General features: G+C 48.8%; 16 protein-coding genes. 13 read left to right on the top strand and 3 right to left on the bottom strand.

What is annotated here, in order from left to right; translation table 11 throughout:
- The first annotated feature begins 149 nt into the window (after window positions 1-149).
- The gene (gene pnp / locus ACKU35_RS18640) at window positions 150-2,402 is read left to right on the top strand and encodes a polyribonucleotide nucleotidyltransferase (protein ID WP_319761708.1); all 2,253 of its coding nucleotides are present in this window, start codon (window positions 150-152) and stop codon (window positions 2,400-2,402) included.
- 101 nt (window positions 2,403-2,503) lie between these two features.
- Here the strand turns inward: pnp and ACKU35_RS18645 are convergent, their stop codons facing one another.
- Entirely contained in the window at window positions 2,504-3,793 is a 1,290-nt protein-coding gene (locus ACKU35_RS18645; protein WP_319761710.1) for a phenylacetate--CoA ligase, read from the bottom strand.
- 107 nt (window positions 3,794-3,900) lie between these two features.
- Here ACKU35_RS18645 and ACKU35_RS18650 point away from each other — a divergent pair, with 107 nt between their 5' ends.
- Window positions 3,901-4,683 (top strand): prepilin peptidase, encoded by a 783-nt coding sequence (locus ACKU35_RS18650; protein WP_319761712.1) that lies wholly within the window; start codon window positions 3,901-3,903, stop codon window positions 4,681-4,683.
- A 59-nt stretch (window positions 4,684-4,742) separates the two neighbouring features.
- On the opposite strand, the gene ACKU35_RS18655 is transcribed toward ACKU35_RS18650, so the two are convergent.
- Window positions 4,743-5,003, bottom strand: coding sequence for a hypothetical protein (locus ACKU35_RS18655; RefSeq protein ID WP_319761714.1), 261 nt, complete (start codon window positions 5,001-5,003; stop codon window positions 4,743-4,745).
- Window positions 5,004-5,259: 256 nt separating this feature from the next.
- Here ACKU35_RS18655 and lpxB point away from each other — a divergent pair, with 256 nt between their 5' ends.
- Window positions 5,260-6,381: a lipid-A-disaccharide synthase gene (gene lpxB / locus ACKU35_RS18660; RefSeq protein WP_319761716.1), complete on the top strand. Its 1,122-nt coding sequence runs from the start codon at window positions 5,260-5,262 to the stop codon at window positions 6,379-6,381.
- Window positions 6,382-6,408: 27 nt separating this feature from the next.
- Window positions 6,409-7,119, top strand: a complete 711-nt coding sequence (locus ACKU35_RS18665; protein ID WP_319761718.1) for a hypothetical protein — start codon at window positions 6,409-6,411, stop codon at window positions 7,117-7,119.
- Window positions 7,120-7,270: 151 nt separating this feature from the next.
- Here the strand turns inward: ACKU35_RS18665 and ACKU35_RS18670 are convergent, their stop codons facing one another.
- Entirely contained in the window at window positions 7,271-7,588 is a 318-nt protein-coding gene (locus ACKU35_RS18670; protein ID WP_319761720.1) for a TusE/DsrC/DsvC family sulfur relay protein, read from the bottom strand.
- 410 nt (window positions 7,589-7,998) lie between these two features.
- Between ACKU35_RS18670 and ACKU35_RS18675 the strand changes: the two genes are divergently transcribed.
- The 9 genes from ACKU35_RS18675 to ACKU35_RS18715 all read left to right on the top strand — a co-directional run bounded on the left by ACKU35_RS18675 (window position 7,999) and on the right by ACKU35_RS18715 (window position 15,392).
- Window positions 7,999-8,280: a hypothetical protein gene (locus ACKU35_RS18675; RefSeq protein WP_319761722.1), complete on the top strand. Its 282-nt coding sequence runs from the start codon at window positions 7,999-8,001 to the stop codon at window positions 8,278-8,280.
- 272 nt (window positions 8,281-8,552) lie between these two features.
- Window positions 8,553-9,212 (top strand): phosphohydrolase, encoded by a 660-nt coding sequence (locus ACKU35_RS18680; RefSeq protein ID WP_319761724.1) that lies wholly within the window; start codon window positions 8,553-8,555, stop codon window positions 9,210-9,212.
- A complete protein-coding gene (locus ACKU35_RS18685; protein ID WP_319761725.1) occupies window positions 9,178-10,086 on the top strand; it encodes a D-alanine--D-alanine ligase in 909 nt (302 codons plus the stop codon). Before ACKU35_RS18680 ends, ACKU35_RS18685 begins: the two co-directional genes overlap by 35 nt.
- 31 nt (window positions 10,087-10,117) lie before the next feature.
- Window positions 10,118-11,392 (top strand): glycosyltransferase N-terminal domain-containing protein, encoded by a 1,275-nt coding sequence (locus tag ACKU35_RS18690; protein ID WP_319761727.1) that lies wholly within the window; start codon window positions 10,118-10,120, stop codon window positions 11,390-11,392.
- Window positions 11,393-11,599: 207 nt separating this feature from the next.
- A complete protein-coding gene (gene kdsB, locus ACKU35_RS18695; protein ID WP_319761729.1) occupies window positions 11,600-12,343 on the top strand; it encodes a 3-deoxy-manno-octulosonate cytidylyltransferase in 744 nt (247 codons plus the stop codon).
- Window positions 12,340-13,464, top strand: coding sequence for a glutamine-hydrolyzing carbamoyl-phosphate synthase small subunit (carA, locus tag ACKU35_RS18700; protein WP_319761731.1), 1,125 nt, complete (start codon window positions 12,340-12,342; stop codon window positions 13,462-13,464). The genes kdsB and carA overlap by 4 nt, the downstream gene beginning before the upstream one ends.
- Before the next feature lie 27 nt (window positions 13,465-13,491).
- Window positions 13,492-14,292, top strand: coding sequence for a tetratricopeptide repeat protein (locus tag ACKU35_RS18705; RefSeq protein WP_319761732.1), 801 nt, complete (start codon window positions 13,492-13,494; stop codon window positions 14,290-14,292).
- Window positions 14,293-14,422: 130 nt separating this feature from the next.
- Window positions 14,423-14,968 carry an HAD family hydrolase gene (locus ACKU35_RS18710; RefSeq protein WP_319761734.1) on the top strand — a complete coding sequence of 182 codons (546 nt, stop codon included), beginning with the start codon at window positions 14,423-14,425 and terminating at the stop codon, window positions 14,966-14,968.
- Window positions 14,961-15,392: a hypothetical protein gene (locus ACKU35_RS18715; protein WP_319761736.1), complete on the top strand. Its 432-nt coding sequence runs from the start codon at window positions 14,961-14,963 to the stop codon at window positions 15,390-15,392. The genes ACKU35_RS18710 and ACKU35_RS18715 overlap by 8 nt, the downstream gene beginning before the upstream one ends.
- Window positions 15,393-15,400: the final 8 nt, after the last annotated feature.

Here is a 15,400-nt window from a genome sequence, read left to right on the forward strand (position 1 = left end):
TTGAACAACGGAATCCGTGCTCTCCTGCTATGGATTTTTAGTTGGCTGAGGAAAGGGTTCATATCAGCAATGAAATCTTCCCTTAGCCGGCTGGAAAATTCGGACAGCACCGGGTTCCCCCATTACAACTTATTTAATGAGGAATTTTAATGTTAGTACCTTTTGAACCCACTTCCGTAACCGGTCAAGTCGGCAACCTCGACATCACACTGGAAACCGGACGCATGGCTAACCAGACCAACGGAACCGTATGGATTCAATCCGGCGGCACTGTTGTGCTCGTTACAGCCGTAGGCATGCCCGCAGACGGGCCCCGCGATTTTTTCCCCCTTACCTGCAACTATCTTGAAAGAACTTACGCCGCAGGACGCATCCCCGGTGGTTACTTCCGCCGCGAAGTAGGCCGTCCTTCCGACCGCGAAACTCTTGTTTCCCGTCTCATGGACCGCCCTATCCGCCCCATGTTCCCTAAAGGTTACCGCGATGAAGTTCAGGTAATCGCTACCGTTCTTTCCGCTGATACCGATACCAACCCCGATGTACTGGCTATGACCGGCGCATCCGCAGCTCTGCATATCTCAGACCTGCCTTTCAACGGTCCTGTTGCAGCAGCACGTGTCGGACTCGTAAACAATGAATTCGTACTCTACCCCACATACAAAGGTATTGCTGAACAGAGCGAGCTTAACCTCGTCTTCGCAGCTACCCGCGACGCAGTGATCATGGTTGAAGGCAGCTCTCAGTTCGTGCCCGAAAACACCATTGCCGAAGCACTGGAATGGGGTCACGAACAGATGGCTCCCATGTTCGACCTGCAGGACGCACTGCGTGAGAAAGTAGGCCGTCCCAAAATGGAAGTTGCCGAACCGGTAAAAGACGAAGAAGTTATCACTCTCGTAACCGAAAACTTTTCAGACGAACTCGATAAAGCTCTGACCATTCCCGGCAAGCTCGACCGTAAGGGTGCCAAATCTGAAGTCAAAGCTAAAGCCAAGGCTATGGTCGAGGAAAAATTCCCCGAAGAGCCGGAAAGAACCAAGGCTGTCGGCGATGTAATGGGCGACCTTGAAAAGAAAATCGTCCGCAAACGCATTGTTGAACAAGGCGTACGCATCGATGGTCGTGACCTGACCACTGTTCGTAATCTTTCCATGGAAGTCAGCAACCTGCCCATGACTCACGGTTCCGCCCTGTTCCGCCGCGGTGAGACATCAGCTCTCGCTGTCTGCACACTGGGCTCTTCACGTGATGAGCAGCGCTTTGAAACACTTATCGGTGAAGACACCAAACGTTTCATGCTCCATTACAACTTCCCCCCGTACTGCGTGGGTGAAGCCAAGTTCCTGCGTGCTCCTTCCCGCCGTGAAATCGGTCACGGAACTCTCGCAGAACGTGCTCTGACTCCGGTCCTGCCTAAAGCAGAAGATTTTCCCTTCACCATGCGCGTAGTTTCCGAGGTAATGGACTCAAACGGTTCTTCCTCCATGGCTACTGTATGCGGCACCACCCTGTCCCTCATGGACGCAGGTGTACCCATCAGCGCGCCTGTTGCCGGTATCGCCATGGGTCTCTGCCAGGAAGGCGACGAATACTATGTTCTCACAGACATCCTCGGTGACGAAGACGCTCTGGGCGACATGGACTTCAAGGTAGCCGGTACTGAAGACGGCGTGACCGCTATCCAGATGGATATCAAAATCAGCGGTATCCCCGCGGATGTTCTGCGCAATGCGCTCGGTCAGGCTAAAAAAGCCCGTCAGGTCATCCTTGATGATATGAAGAAGGTAATGCCCGCACCGAGAGCAGAACTTTCCGTGAACGCACCGCAGATGGAAGTACTGCAGATCAATCCTGAAAAGATCCGCGACCTCATCGGACCCGGTGGTAAAAATATCAAGGCGATTACTGCTGAAACCGCTGCCGACATCGACATTGAAGATTCCGGTAAAGTTTCCATCTTCGCTCCCACACTTGAGTCCCTCAAGAAAACTGTGGAAATGGTCCAGTACTACGACCAGACCGCAGAATTGGGCAAAAACTATGTGGGTACTGTTAAAAAGATCCTCGAAATCGGCGCGATTGTTGAAATCCTGCCCGGTCTTGAAGGCTTACTGCACATTTCTCAGATCGACGTTGAACGCATCGCTGAAGTTACTGATGTTGTACAGCTCGGTCAGGAAATCACCGTTAAGGTTGTTGAAGTACAGCCCAACGGACGTATCCGTCTTTCCCGTAAGGCATGGCTCATGGAGCAGGCCGGACAGGAAGTCGATCTTGAAAAATTCAAGATGGGCGCAGGACGTCCCAGCGGCCCCAGAGGCGGACGTGACGGTGGTCGTCGTGATGACAGACGTGACGACAGACGTGGTGGCGGACGCCGCGACGACAGACGCCGCAGATAAGCTGCTTCATAGCTTAGAATTATTAAAGCCGCCCGGTTCACACTGGGCGGCTTTTTTAGTACAAAAAGAGGGGATGCCTAGCGACATCCCCCGATTATTTATTAAGATCTTTCATCGAACACGCGCTTGGTCTTGGCAAAACTTCTGGGGAGAAATCCCGGCTTGAGAATTTCCACATTGGCACGCACGAGAATAAATTTCTTAATCTCATCGCGGATTGCATTGGCGAGATTTTCATCATTACCTTCGGAAACTCCGGGCTTGCGCTCCACACGCACGGACATATGATCCAGCCCGTTGCGCCTTTCCAGATAAATCTGGTACTCAGAACTGGCTTCCGGGAATGATTCCAGCACAGAAGCAATCTGACCGGGGTAAATATTAACTCCGCGGAAAATAAACATATCATCACTGCGACCGGAGATAAAATCATGCCGGGGCATTGAGCATCCGCAGGAACATTCACCGGGAATGATCCGGGTCATATCACGGGTGCGGTATCTTATCAGCGGAGAGGCTTCTTTATGCAGGGAAGTAACTACCAGCTCACCCACTTCGCCGTCAGGCACGGGCTTTAAAGTCGCCGGATCGATAATCTCGGCAATGTACTCATCTCCCCAGTAGTGAATGCCTTCGTGGGCGTTGCATTCAATCCCAGCACCGGGACCGTAGAGTTCGGTCATGCCGGTAATATCGTAGCTGCCTTCAAGTCCGAGAGATTCCTCAAACTGCTTACGCATTTTGGGAGAAACGGATTCGCCACCAAAGATACAACGCTTAAGTTTCAGACGGTCAGTGATCCCGGCCTTCTGAGCTTCTTCGCCAAGCAGCAGAGCCATAGAACCCGTGGCGCAAAGGCAGGTGGTTCCGAGATCTTCCAGAATCTGAAGCTGAATCTCAAGCATTCCCGGCCCCACCGGCAAAGTCATAGCCCCGAAATGTTCTGCACCGAGCTGGAAACCGGACCCGGCAGTCCAGAGGCCATAGCCCACACAGACCTGAACACGGTCAAGAGTAGTTAAACCCGGCAGCTCATAACAGCGGGCAAACATATTTTTCCATGTCTCAATATCATTACGGGTGTAGGAAAGAATTTTACGTTTACCGGTTGTTCCGCTGGACCCGTGGATACGAACAACATCCTCTTCGGGCACTGAGAGCAAAGGTAAGGGATAACCTTCTTTAAGATGATCGGCAGTGGTGAACGGCAGTTTTTGCAAATCATCAAGGGATTTAATATCTCCCGGTTCAACGCCCTGTTCCTTATACCGCTCCTGATAAAAAGGGCTGTTGGCAGCAGTATGCGCGACAGTCCATTTTAACCCTTCCAGCTGTTTTTCAGCCACTTCATCCGCGGTAAGTTCCGGTATAAATCTGTATTTGCCGCCCATTTTATGTCTCCGTAGAAAGCTTGTTCAATTATCTTATGTGTCGTATCCACGAATGGATCAATTGTTTTGCAGGGACACCCTAAATCTTCAAGTTATCCAAGGTCAATATGCATATAATTTCAATTAATATTTTCCAGATCGCGGTCTCGGCCCTGATCGGGGCAGCTCTAGGCAGTTTTTACGCTTGCGCCGTATTCCGTTACATCAACGGACAAACGCTGACCAACCCGCGCCGCTCAACATGCCCTAATTGCGGACACACCATCCGTTGGTACGAAAACATCCCGATACTCAGCTACCTGCTGCTGCGCGGTAAATGTTCATCCTGCAAAGGAAAAATAAGCGTCCTTTACGCGGTCATCGAGCTGGTTTCCGTTTTCTGGGCAGTACTGCTGATGATCACTTTCGGCCCTTCAACACAGTGGCTGGTCTATATGTTTTTCGGCGGACTCATGATTATCGCCTCATTCATCGACCTGCAAACCTTCATACTGCCCGACATAATCACCATCCCCGGTTCAATAGCGGCAATTCCCTGCGCGGCTCTACTCACCCCCGTAGGCTGGGAAGAAGCACTGCTGGGCGCAGGCATAGGCGGAGGCCTGTTCTGGTCTTTGCGGCTGCTCTACCGTGGTCTTAAAGGCGTGGAAGGACTAGGTCTGGGAGATGTAAAAATTATGTTCATGATCGGCGCACTGGCCGGACCGCAAAATCTGCCTCTGGTCATTACCGTTTCTGCGTTTACCGGACTTCTGGCCGGTCTGATCATGATGCTGCTGGATAGAGAGCAGGAATACGGATCAATGATCCCTTTCGGCCCGTTTCTGGCGCTGGGATCAATGCTGACAATTCTTTACGCCGAACCATTCTGGAACTGGTACCTGATATAATAAAAGGGAGGATGCCAAAAGCATCCTCCCTTTTGTACCGTCAAAACGGATAATATCTATTATACTCCGAACGGACCGAACTTCTTGACGTATTCCTGAAGTTCTTCCCAGAGATGCTCGGAGAATTTGTCATATTTTTCTGCTGCGCTGTCATAGCTTTCCAGCTTTTTAACAACATTTGCAGCTTTCTGGTAAACAGATTTGAATTCAGCCTCATCCATTCCAGCCATCTGCATAGCTTCATCTTTGGAAAGGTGACCTGTATGGGCAAAAACCGCAGACAGAACGCCCATCATATTTTTTACGTTCTTTTGAGCCATCTAATACTCCTTAATAAAATGAAAAAATTATCAACACCTCACTTCCTCAGCCTCAATTAACACTATTTAATTCATAATTGCAAGCAGTTCCATGTGACAGATAGCGCTTTAGCCGGAATCGTACAAATATAAGAAATGCCCTCAACATTGCTTTTTACTGACCGCAAACGTACTATCCTGTTTTTTAAACATCAGGTTGAACAAAATTTATGAAATCCGTAATTCACTCAGCTTCATGCTGATTATGAGATAAAATATGAATAATAACACCATCTGGATTAACGCGGGCGAGGCCTCCGGTGATATGCACGGAGCAAAGCTGGCTGAAGAACTTATGAAACAGTCACCCGGGCTGAAAATCATGGGCATGGGTGGATCGGCCATGGAAAAGGCGGGCTGCGACATCCGCTATCCCATGCAGTTGATATCACTGGTCGGGCTGACCGAAGTACTGCCTAAACTTCCCCGGTTACTGAGACTTTTCGGCCAGATAGAGGATATTCTGAAAAAGGAACGTCCCAAAGCGATCATATTGATCGACTGCCCGGACTTTAACTTCCGACTGGTTAAAATCGCCCGTAAGCTGGACATTCCGGTATATTATTACATCACACCGCAAATATGGGCATGGCGGCAGGGCCGGGCAAAATTCCTGCAGAAAAACGTGCGAAAAATTCTCTGCATCCTGCCTTTTGAGCAGCAATTTTTCAAGGAGAGAGGTGTTGACGCCCAGTATGTCGGTCATCCGCTGCTGGACCTTATGCCGCTTGAGGAGCTCGATGCCATTGAACCGGACCCCAATCTCGTTGGTATCCTTCCGGGAAGCCGCAGCAAAGAGATATCATCCCTGCTCCCGGAATTCGCCATCGCGGCAGAACGGCTGCTCAAAGACTTTCCCGAGCTGAAATTTTCCATTGCCCGCGCACCGGGTGTAAAAGAGGAAAAACTACGACGCTTTTGGCCCAGCCACATTCCGGTGACCATCAATCAACCGGAAAACAGATATCGGCTGATGCGCAATTCCAACGTAATCATGGCCGCTTCCGGTACTGCTACACTTGAATGCGCCCTGATCGGTACACCGACGCTGGTAGCATACAAGATGTCCGCCCTCAGCGGATTTCTGGCCAAGAAAATTCTCAAAATAAAATACGTCAGCCTTGCCAATATTATTCCGGATCAATTAATTCTCCCGGAATACCTGCTGGAGAATGCCACGGCCGATAATTTCTATAAGCAGATCCACCAGTGGGTGAAATCCCCTGAATCAGCTCAAAAAGTGCGTGAACAATTGGGCGAACTGCGTAGAATGATAGGTGCTCCGGGCGTTGCCATCCGTACTGCAGAAGTCATTTTAAACGACATAAATAACGGCTGATCCCAAGAGGATGTCAGACTGAATACTATGATTAAAATTTACCTCATATTAGCTTTACTGACCACACTCATCCTCTGCGGCTGCGTTGCCCGCAAGACCGTGGGGAGACACGGTTTTTATTCCAGCAAGTCTCCTTCTCTAACCATAAATTTCAACAACCTTGAATACATGGGAGAATCCAAAGAGACAGAAGGCACAGCCAATGTGCGTACCTATTTCTACTCCGACGGAAAAGGTGATGAAGGCGCGTTCGTGGAAATTATCAACCTGCGGCAAGACTGGAAATTACGGCCCCGGAAAGTGCCGGGAGAAGAACTTCCCAACACCGGCATCTATACACGCGAAATAGCGGGAGAGAGATTTTATTGCCGAACGTTCCTCATCCCGCCCGAATCCGGTAAAAGTGGTCTGGCATCCCTGCCCGTATACACGGCGGTGCGAGTTTGCTGCAAACTTATATCCCCGGCACAAAAAATCTCAATAGGATATGCCGGAAGAGTTGATCTCGCGCAGGCCGAGCGACTGTTCACTTCTCAAAACTATGGCGAATTGACTCAGAAGCAGAAAGATTTTTTTGCTGCCTTTGAGGAACGGGCAGATAAAGCTCTTGATATGAAAACTTACCGAAAAGGCGATGTAAGCGAGAAAGTAGAAACTACCAAAACATTGGAAAATCCATGGTATAAGTTCACGGACTTTCTACCCTTTAAAAGCCAAATCGGGAAATTGCCGCGCTGACCTTCCTGATTCGCCCTTCTCTTTTCTGAAAATTACGATCATTTAAACAAAAAAAACCCCGGAGCCGATCCCCGGGGTTTTTCTGACTTTGGACTCGCTGTGAAACAATCACCGTGACTGCTTCACAATTCACAAACTGATTAACTTATAACTATACGCAGCCGGTAGGCTTGGGCAGACCAGCCATTTTACAAGCTCCCTTACCGGGACCGGAGGGGAACAGCTCATAAATGTGTTTAAGTTTGAATCCGGTAACCTTGGAAAGGATGCGGACCATGGGTGCGATACCGTTCTTCTTGTAGTAGTCCTGCAAGAAGTCGATAACTTTCTGGTGCTCTTCATTCAGTTCTTTGATGCCTTCGCCTTCTTTACAGAAGTCAACCCACTCGGGGCACCAGTCTTCGAACTTAAGCAGGAAACCGTCTTCGTCTACGTCAAAACTTTTTCCCTCAAATTCAACGATTGCCATGTAAAAACCTCCTAAAAAAATTAATCGTAAAAGCGTATCTGACGCTTTAACAACAGGATATAGTGAATTTCCCGAAATCCAATTTCGGAGAAAATTTCTCACTCACCCAATGTGCCAATTAAAACCTTGGCAAAAAAAATTCAAGTGAAATATTATATGAGTTTGCATATTTCACACAAAAATGTCCAAACAATGAGCTGAAAGCTACTACTTTCAACAAATTCCACCATCTAAAATAAAATTCCCCTTAAGTGCAAAGCGGAAAATCTTTACATTTCTTTTGCATCCACAATCAAAAGCACACGGCATATTTATCCCTACACAAACACATAACATACTACAAAAAAAGATATTTTTTCCATAGGAACGGTTCCTGCTTGCGTCTTTTTATAAAATCAGGAGGAACAAAAATGGAAATCAGCTTTGCCAACGAATCAGTAAAAGCACCTCTGCAAAAAGAGCATACCCGCCACGCCCCGGCTTCCGAAGTCACCCGCGAGCACAAATTAGACTCTATTTCGGGCAACATCAGAGCCGGCCTCAACTCCCGCGCAGAAGATCCCGACCAGCTTCTGGAGCAGACCGTGGAAGCCAGCGCAAACGAGGGAGCCATTGATGGAGCACACGATTTCAACATGGCCAGAGTCATGGAACTTCTTTCCGACCCTCTGTTGCAGAAAGATATTCCTTAGTCGCCGGATCAGAACCAAAAACGTTTTTCACAGGACAAAGCCGTTTTTCAGTTTATATTCTGGCAGATTGAATGTAGTTACATGCAGATAACAGAAGCTGGCAGACTGTGACTATATATGCGGGTACAGAAATTGTTGTAACACCGCTGAAGATCTCTTTTTATCAGTCTGAGGCAAAGGCCCGGAAACATTATTTCCGAGCCTTTGCCTTTTCACGTTCAAAATGATACCAAAAAGAAGATTCAGGCCACAACCGATCACGGCAACTTTCTATGAATAAAATCAACTTGATAAAAACCCCGGATAAACGAACCCCCGGCTACCCTCCCATGGAGTCTACCTTGACTCCCCCACGGCCGGTGGAAATCGATCCTGCGTGGGCAGTTCCTTCCGCCAGCCAATGTATGAGCTGGTGGGATGACTATAAGATGCTGGACAACATCAAAGCCCACAGTATGCTTGTTGCCAAAGTTGCGGTTCAGGCCGCTACCCTTGCGGTAGAATCGGGGATAAAACTGGATATCCCCACCATTCAGGCTTCCGCCCTGCTGCACGATATTGCCAAAAGCTACTGCATCCACCACAGCGGCAACCACAGCCAGATAGGCGCCGCATGGACAATACAGCTCACCGGCAACCCGGCTATAGCCATGGGCGTTCTGCATCATGTCTTCTGGCCCTTTGAACCGGATGCTGACAAATATTTCCTTCCGCTGGTTATAAGTTACGCTGATAAGCGCGTAATGCATGACACATTCACCACACTTGAAAAAAGATTCAATGATTTGAAAGTGCGCTACGGCAGGACTGAAAAAATCAAACAAAGAATTCACAAAACTTTCGAGCAGGCCCTGACTCTTGAAGAGCGGCTCGGCAAACTAATCGGAGTTGATCTCAATGCATGTTCTCTTGATTGCGGGCGGCTGGTCTGACGAACGGGAAGTATCTCTGAGCGGAGCTAAAGGGATTGAAAAAGCGCTTCTGGAACTCGGACATGACGTAGAGTTTGTAGATCCCGCAAAAGATTTTAAAAATATCCTGCTTTTGGCAGAACATGCTGATTTCGCCTTTATCAACCTGCACGGTTCTCCGGGCGAAGACGGTCTTATCCAGGCCATGCTCAATCAAGTCAACTGCCCCTATCAGGGAGCTGAGCCTGAAAGCTCTTTCCTGACTCTGAACAAAGCGGCAACCAAAACCGTATTTGACCATCACTCAGTCCGCACTCCACGCTGGGATCTGTACTGTGCGGCTAAGGGCTGCAAAGAATCCAGTAATATCGAACCCCCGGTATTCATCAAACCGAATACAGGCGGCTCCAGCCTCGGCATGACCTTTGCCCGTACCCGTGAAGAGCTGGAGAACGGCTTGGAAACAGTCTTCAAGCTAGGAGACAGCGCACTGGTGGAAGAATTCATCGACGGAGTTGAAGTCACCTGCGGCATTCTCGACGGAGAACCGCTGCCGCTGATCATGATCAACCCACCGGAAAATGCCGAATTCTTTGATTACCACAGTAAATACGCCCTTGACGGGGCGGAAGAGATATGCCCCGCTCCCATTTCCGCCGAGCTGACTGAAGAGATTCAGCAGATTACGGCCAAGGTCCACAAGCTACTGGGCTTAAGCGATTACAGCAGGGCTGATTTTATAATTTCTGAAGGGGTGCCTTACCTGCTGGAAGTAAATACTCTTCCCGGCATGACCCCTACAAGCCTTGTCCCGCAGGCCGCTCAGGAAGCCGGCTATCCGTTCAATGAACTGATTGCAAAACTCATTGAGCTGGGACAAAAAAAGCGGAAGTAACTTTTTCAAACGGAAACGTCAGGATCAACACATGTCAGCATCGCTCAAACTCAAAACTGTTTCATTCCTCTACAGTCTCGGCTGGAAGGCCGCCATTCCTTTCCTTAAGAAAAATGACAGGTTAAAGGAAAACTTTGATCGCAGGACCCTGAAACACAGCCTGCCGCCTCGCGCGGATGTCTGGATTCAGGCCGCCTCAGCAGGTGAAGCAAAGATAGCCTCCCGGATAATGGAAAATATTTCCATGCCCAGCCCGACAAAATTTCTGTTGACCACCAATACCGAGCAAGGACTTTCCGAACTTGAAAGAACCGCTTATAAGCTGACTCCCAACCCTCGAAAAATTTCCGCATCCGCAACTTATTTTCCTTTTGACAGCCCGGATATCGCCCGCAAGGCACTTGAAGCCGTATGTCCGAAGCTGGTCGTGCTGATTGAAACCGAGATTTGGCCCGGTTTCCTTTCCGCATGTAAAGATCTCGGCATTAAAGTGATCATCGTCAACGGACGCATGACCACAAAAAGTCTTGCCGGATATATGGCCCTGCCGGAATTTTTCCAGTCGGTTGCACCGGAAGAAATTCTCGCTATATCAGAGGATGATGCCACCCGCTTCCGGACTCTTTTTGAGATAGAAAAAGTCTCGACCATGCATAATGTCAAATTCGACAGCACCGCAACAGCAGCGGCAGTTCCTTACACCGCCAATCCGCTCTCATCAATTTTCCGACCCAAAACTCCGTTCATAATACTGGGTTCCGTGCGCAAGGAAGAAGAATCACAGGTCCTCAAGCTGGCTGAATCACTGAAAAAAGAACGTCCAAAGACCGTAATAGGACTCTTTCCGCGCCACATGCACCGTATAGAGGCATGGAAAAAAATGCTCGAAGACGCCGGGCTGCCATGGGTGCTGCGTTCTGAAATCGATAACACAGTACCCTTCGGACATGTTGTACTCTGGGATGTATTCGGTGAAATGCAATCCGCACTTTCCCTCGCCCGCGCGGCCTTCATCGGCGGTTCGCTGGCTCCGGTGGGAGGACAGAATTTTCTGGAACCGCTTTCCCACGGTGTAACACCGGTCATCGGACCCTACTGGTCAAACTTCACATGGGTGGGCGAAGAAATTTTTGAAAGGAAACTGGCCCGTCAGGAAAAGGATTGGGAAGGCGTATTGCAAACTCTTCTCGATATAAGCAAACGAGCCTTCAAGCCTGAAAAGGTTAAAAAAGATTTTGAAAAATACCTTGCAGAAATGCGCGGCGGGACTGAAGCCGCGTGTGAAGCAATTAAGAGAAATATTTAGATTTACCGCCGGTGGACCCTCAGGGACCATGGAAACGTTCATTAAACTTCGCCATATAGCTTTGCCAGACTACCACTGTCTAACCAAAGCGGCAAAGGGCTACTAAAAAAGTTTTGGGCTTTAAAACCTTTTTAGAAGGATTTAAGCCGCCAAAGGCAAAACCGGATAAACAAAAGCGTGAAGCGCACCAAACAGGTTTTTAAATAAATGAGTATAAGTTACGGATGCTACGGCATTATTCCGGCCCGTTATGAATCGAGCCGTTTTCCAGGTAAGCCCTTAGCGGATATCTGCGGCAAGCCTATGTTCTGGCATGTCTGGAACCGTGCCTCCAAATGCCCGGAAATGGATAAGGTAGTCCTTGCCACTGATAGTGAGATAATCCTCGAAGCGGCAGAAAGACACGGAGTACCGGCGGTAATGACCGCAACGGACCATACAAGTGGAACCGACCGTGTTCTTGAGGCGGCCCGCAAATTAAACCTTCCTGCTGATTCCGTGGTGGTTAATATTCAGGGCGATGAACCCTGTCTGGAGCCGGCGATGATTTCGGAACTGGTTTCTCCATTTGCCAAAGACGGGGTGCTGGTAACCACCCTGGCCTCGCCCATCGGCGCGGAAGAAGCACTAAGTCCGGATCGGGTAAAAGTAGCACTTGCAAAAGATGGCCGGGCGTTATACTTTTCTCGCTCACCAATTCCATTTTCCCATCAGGGCGACGGGGATTACCTTCTACATATCGGCCTTTACGGCTTCCGCATGGAAGCCCTTGAAACCTTTGCCGGCACGGAAGCTTCGCCTCTTGAAAAGAGAGAGAGGCTGGAACAGCTCCGACTGCTGGAAAACGGAATACCCATCCATGTCACCATTACCGAACACTCCTGTCACGGAGTGGACCGTCCCGAGGACTTGGATACAGCCATTAAGATTCTTGAGAGGGAGAAAATATGAAAGCCATACTGGCACTTGAAGACGGCACATACTTTGAAGGAACTTCCTTTACCGGCCCCGGTGAATGCGGCGGCGAAGCCATCTTCAATACCGGCATGACCGGATATCAGGAAGTCCTTACCGACCCCTCCTACACCGGACAGATGGTATGCATGACCTATCCGCTAATCGGCAACTACGGTATCACCAAAGAAGACATCGAATCCGCAAAAATCCATGTTGCCGCTTTCATCGTTAAGGAATGCTGCAAGCATCCATCAAACTGGCGCTCTGTGATGTCTTTGCCTGACTACCTCATAGAGGCTGGAGTCATGGGCATTGAAGGCATTGATACTCGCGCTCTTACCCGCCATCTGCGCCTGAACGGCGCCATGCGCGGCATTATTTCCACCGAAGAACTCGATCCCGCAAAGCTGACCGAGAAGGCTAAAAAACTGCCTACAATGGAAGGCCAGAACCTTGCTGATAAAGTGACTTCCGAAGGCTGCTACACATGGCAGGACGGTAAGCCGGTTCCGGTTGAAGTTCTCACTGGTTATAACTGGAGTACCCAGAAACCACATCTGGTGCTCATCGATTACGGTCTGAAATGGAACATTCTGCGTTTACTGGATGAGCAGGGATTTGAAGTGCTCTGTGTGCCATCCCACTACAGTGAGGAGCAGGTTCGTGCTCTTGAGCCGGATGCAATCTTCCTTTCCAACGGCCCCGGTGACCCGGCAGTGCTTGACCATGCTGTGGCAAGTGCCAAATCCTACTGCGAAGATCTACCCGTGGCAGGGATCTGCCTTGGACATCAGATTCTCGGACAGGCACTTGGCGGAAAAGCCTTTAAGCTGAAATTCGGTCATCATGGCTGCAACCATCCGGTAATGGACATGGAAAGTGAAAAAATTGAGATTTCTTCACAAAATCACGGTTTTTGCGTTGACATTTCTGACTGTTCCGATCTTAAAGTTACACATAAAAATCTTAATGACGAAACTTTGGAAGGCTTTGCCCATAAGACCAAACCTATCATTGCCATCCAGTTTCACCCGGAAGCAGCTCCCGGTCCGCACGACAGCTGCTACTTCTTCGCTAGATTCCGTAATCTTGTAAAAGAAGCAACCGGTAAATAAAAAGCGCTAAATACGTCGGAGACGAATATGTCCGGTGAATTGACTAACGCCAGAAAAAAGCTGGCAACCGTCCCTTCCCTGCTTAAGCAGCAAAAAGCGATGGCAGCAGTACAGTCAGCCTATGACGCGGTGCTGGTCATGCTCAAAGGCGGCTTGATGAAAGCCGAGCGAGAAGAATTTCAGGAGCTGGTAGACAGCACTGTTCACATTCTGAACAGTGATAAAAAGCTCAGGGAAGATTACCCGCTCATCATCAACTACACTCCCGGCGAGGAGAAAGCACTCCTTGAAACACTGCGCGAGATTCTGCAGGAATTGCAAAAGAATGTCAGTGCGGGTGCGCAGGAACTCCTCAAAGCAATGGAGAAGCGCAAAAGAGAGCAACTGGAAAAAGGTCAGGCCCTGATCGAAGAGGACAAAGTTTCTGAAGCCCAGAAACTCTACAATGCCTTAATCAGGGAATTCAAGGATGACACAGAACTTCGCGCTGAAATTGCAGATAAATTCATCAAGGCCGGACTTTATAATGAAGCCCTTGATTACCTTGAAGATGCATTAAAAAACGATCCTAATGCGATCTTTCTTTACAACCGCATCGGAATTGTACTGCGCAAGATGAAAGATTTTGAAGCTGCTGAAAAATATTACCTCAGGGCCCTCAAAATCAATAACAAAGATGAATACCTCTACTTCAATACCGGCCGTCTTTACTACGACTGGAAGAAGTGGGAGAGAATGGCAAAAGCGGCAGAAAAAGCCCTCGCCATCAATCCTAACTTTGCTGAAGCAGAGAAGATGCTTAAGTTCGCCCAGAAAAAAATCGGCTAGAAAATTTATCCGGAGATTATCCGGCCTTTTCATACACTGATCAGGACGCAACCGGCATTCGGTTCAGCATTTACTAATAAAATCAATTATCAAGGAGGACTGTTTTTTCAGTTCTCCTTTTTTAATAAGAATGGATATGAAATATATTTTACTTGACCGTGACGGAACCATTATCCGCGACAAGCACTACCTGAGCGACCCTGAGGGAGTGGAACTTTTTCCCAATACCGCAGAGGGACTTAAAGCCATGCAGGATGCCGGGTACGGTTTGATAGTGACCACAAATCAATCCGGAATCGGGCGTAACTACTACGCCAAGTCGGACATGGAATCCGTAAACAGGCGTATGTCGGAACTTCTGGCTGAATACGGCATTGAATTCAAGGCCATCTACTTCTGCCCGCATGCACCGGAACAGAAATGCGATTGCCGCAAACCGGCGCCAGGCATGTTTGATCAGGCCATCGCCGAATTCGGCATGAACCCCGAAGAATGCTTTGTTATCGGCGATAAGCTCTGTGATGTGGAGCTGGGCTTGGCCCGCAAGGCCGGGTCTATTCTGGTGCGGACCGGAAAAGGTCTTAAGGAAGAACAAAAATGCATCGGTAAAGCAGACTACATCGCTGACGACCTGCTGGATGCGGCAAATTACATAATAGGCTTAACTGATGAATAAAGTTCTTACCTTGAAACAATTTCAGGATCTTGCACTGGAAATGATATACCTCGAACCGCATGTGGAAGTGACTGCGGAAAATTTTCATATGGGTGATGAAGAAAGAGGCATTGAAAAGACTGCCGAAGTCTACGGATTTTCGCGCCACAGCAAACCGGGCTACGAAATTATTTTCGACTGGGTGGCGAAAGGCAATCTCGACGGTTTCCTTATCGATATGTTCGATTTCACCATAGAGACGTATAAAAAAGGCGACTTCTGCCCTATATTCAAAGGTGCAGTGGTGCTGGATGATTACAAAGAACCTTTTGAAGGCCATGAAATTGCTCAGAAAATCATGGAACTGATAAAACCGGAACAATGGACAAGGTGGATTATAGAATACCTGCCTGAGCCGCGCATGCTTGTAAATCCGGAAGACTGATTCCATTT

This window comes from Maridesulfovibrio sp., assembly GCF_963676065.1.
Taxonomy (GTDB): Bacteria; Desulfobacterota; Desulfovibrionia; order Desulfovibrionales; family Desulfovibrionaceae; genus Maridesulfovibrio.

Bases quoted from the DNA above. Each gene is read 5' to 3' on its own strand.
- pnp (WP_319761708.1), top strand. From the start codon at position 150: ATGTTAGTACCTTTTGAACCCACTTCCGTAACCGGTCAAGTCGGCAAC.
- ACKU35_RS18645 (WP_319761710.1), bottom strand. From the start codon at position 3,793: ATGGGCGGCAAATACAGATTTATACCGGAACTTACCGCGGATGAAGTG.
- ACKU35_RS18650 (WP_319761712.1), top strand. From the start codon at position 3,901: ATGCATATAATTTCAATTAATATTTTCCAGATCGCGGTCTCGGCCCTG.
- ACKU35_RS18655 (WP_319761714.1), bottom strand. From the start codon at position 5,003: ATGGCTCAAAAGAACGTAAAAAATATGATGGGCGTTCTGTCTGCGGTT.
- lpxB (WP_319761716.1), top strand. From the start codon at position 5,260: ATGAATAATAACACCATCTGGATTAACGCGGGCGAGGCCTCCGGTGAT.
- ACKU35_RS18665 (WP_319761718.1), top strand. From the start codon at position 6,409: ATGATTAAAATTTACCTCATATTAGCTTTACTGACCACACTCATCCTC.
- ACKU35_RS18670 (WP_319761720.1), bottom strand. From the start codon at position 7,588: ATGGCAATCGTTGAATTTGAGGGAAAAAGTTTTGACGTAGACGAAGAC.
- ACKU35_RS18675 (WP_319761722.1), top strand. From the start codon at position 7,999: ATGGAAATCAGCTTTGCCAACGAATCAGTAAAAGCACCTCTGCAAAAA.
- ACKU35_RS18680 (WP_319761724.1), top strand. From the start codon at position 8,553: ATGAATAAAATCAACTTGATAAAAACCCCGGATAAACGAACCCCCGGC.
- ACKU35_RS18685 (WP_319761725.1), top strand. From the start codon at position 9,178: ATGCATGTTCTCTTGATTGCGGGCGGCTGGTCTGACGAACGGGAAGTA.
- ACKU35_RS18690 (WP_319761727.1), top strand. From the start codon at position 10,118: ATGTCAGCATCGCTCAAACTCAAAACTGTTTCATTCCTCTACAGTCTC.
- kdsB (WP_319761729.1), top strand. From the start codon at position 11,600: ATGAGTATAAGTTACGGATGCTACGGCATTATTCCGGCCCGTTATGAA.
- carA (WP_319761731.1), top strand. From the start codon at position 12,340: ATGAAAGCCATACTGGCACTTGAAGACGGCACATACTTTGAAGGAACT.
- ACKU35_RS18705 (WP_319761732.1), top strand. From the start codon at position 13,492: ATGTCCGGTGAATTGACTAACGCCAGAAAAAAGCTGGCAACCGTCCCT.
- ACKU35_RS18710 (WP_319761734.1), top strand. From the start codon at position 14,423: ATGGATATGAAATATATTTTACTTGACCGTGACGGAACCATTATCCGC.
- ACKU35_RS18715 (WP_319761736.1), top strand. From the start codon at position 14,961: ATGAATAAAGTTCTTACCTTGAAACAATTTCAGGATCTTGCACTGGAA.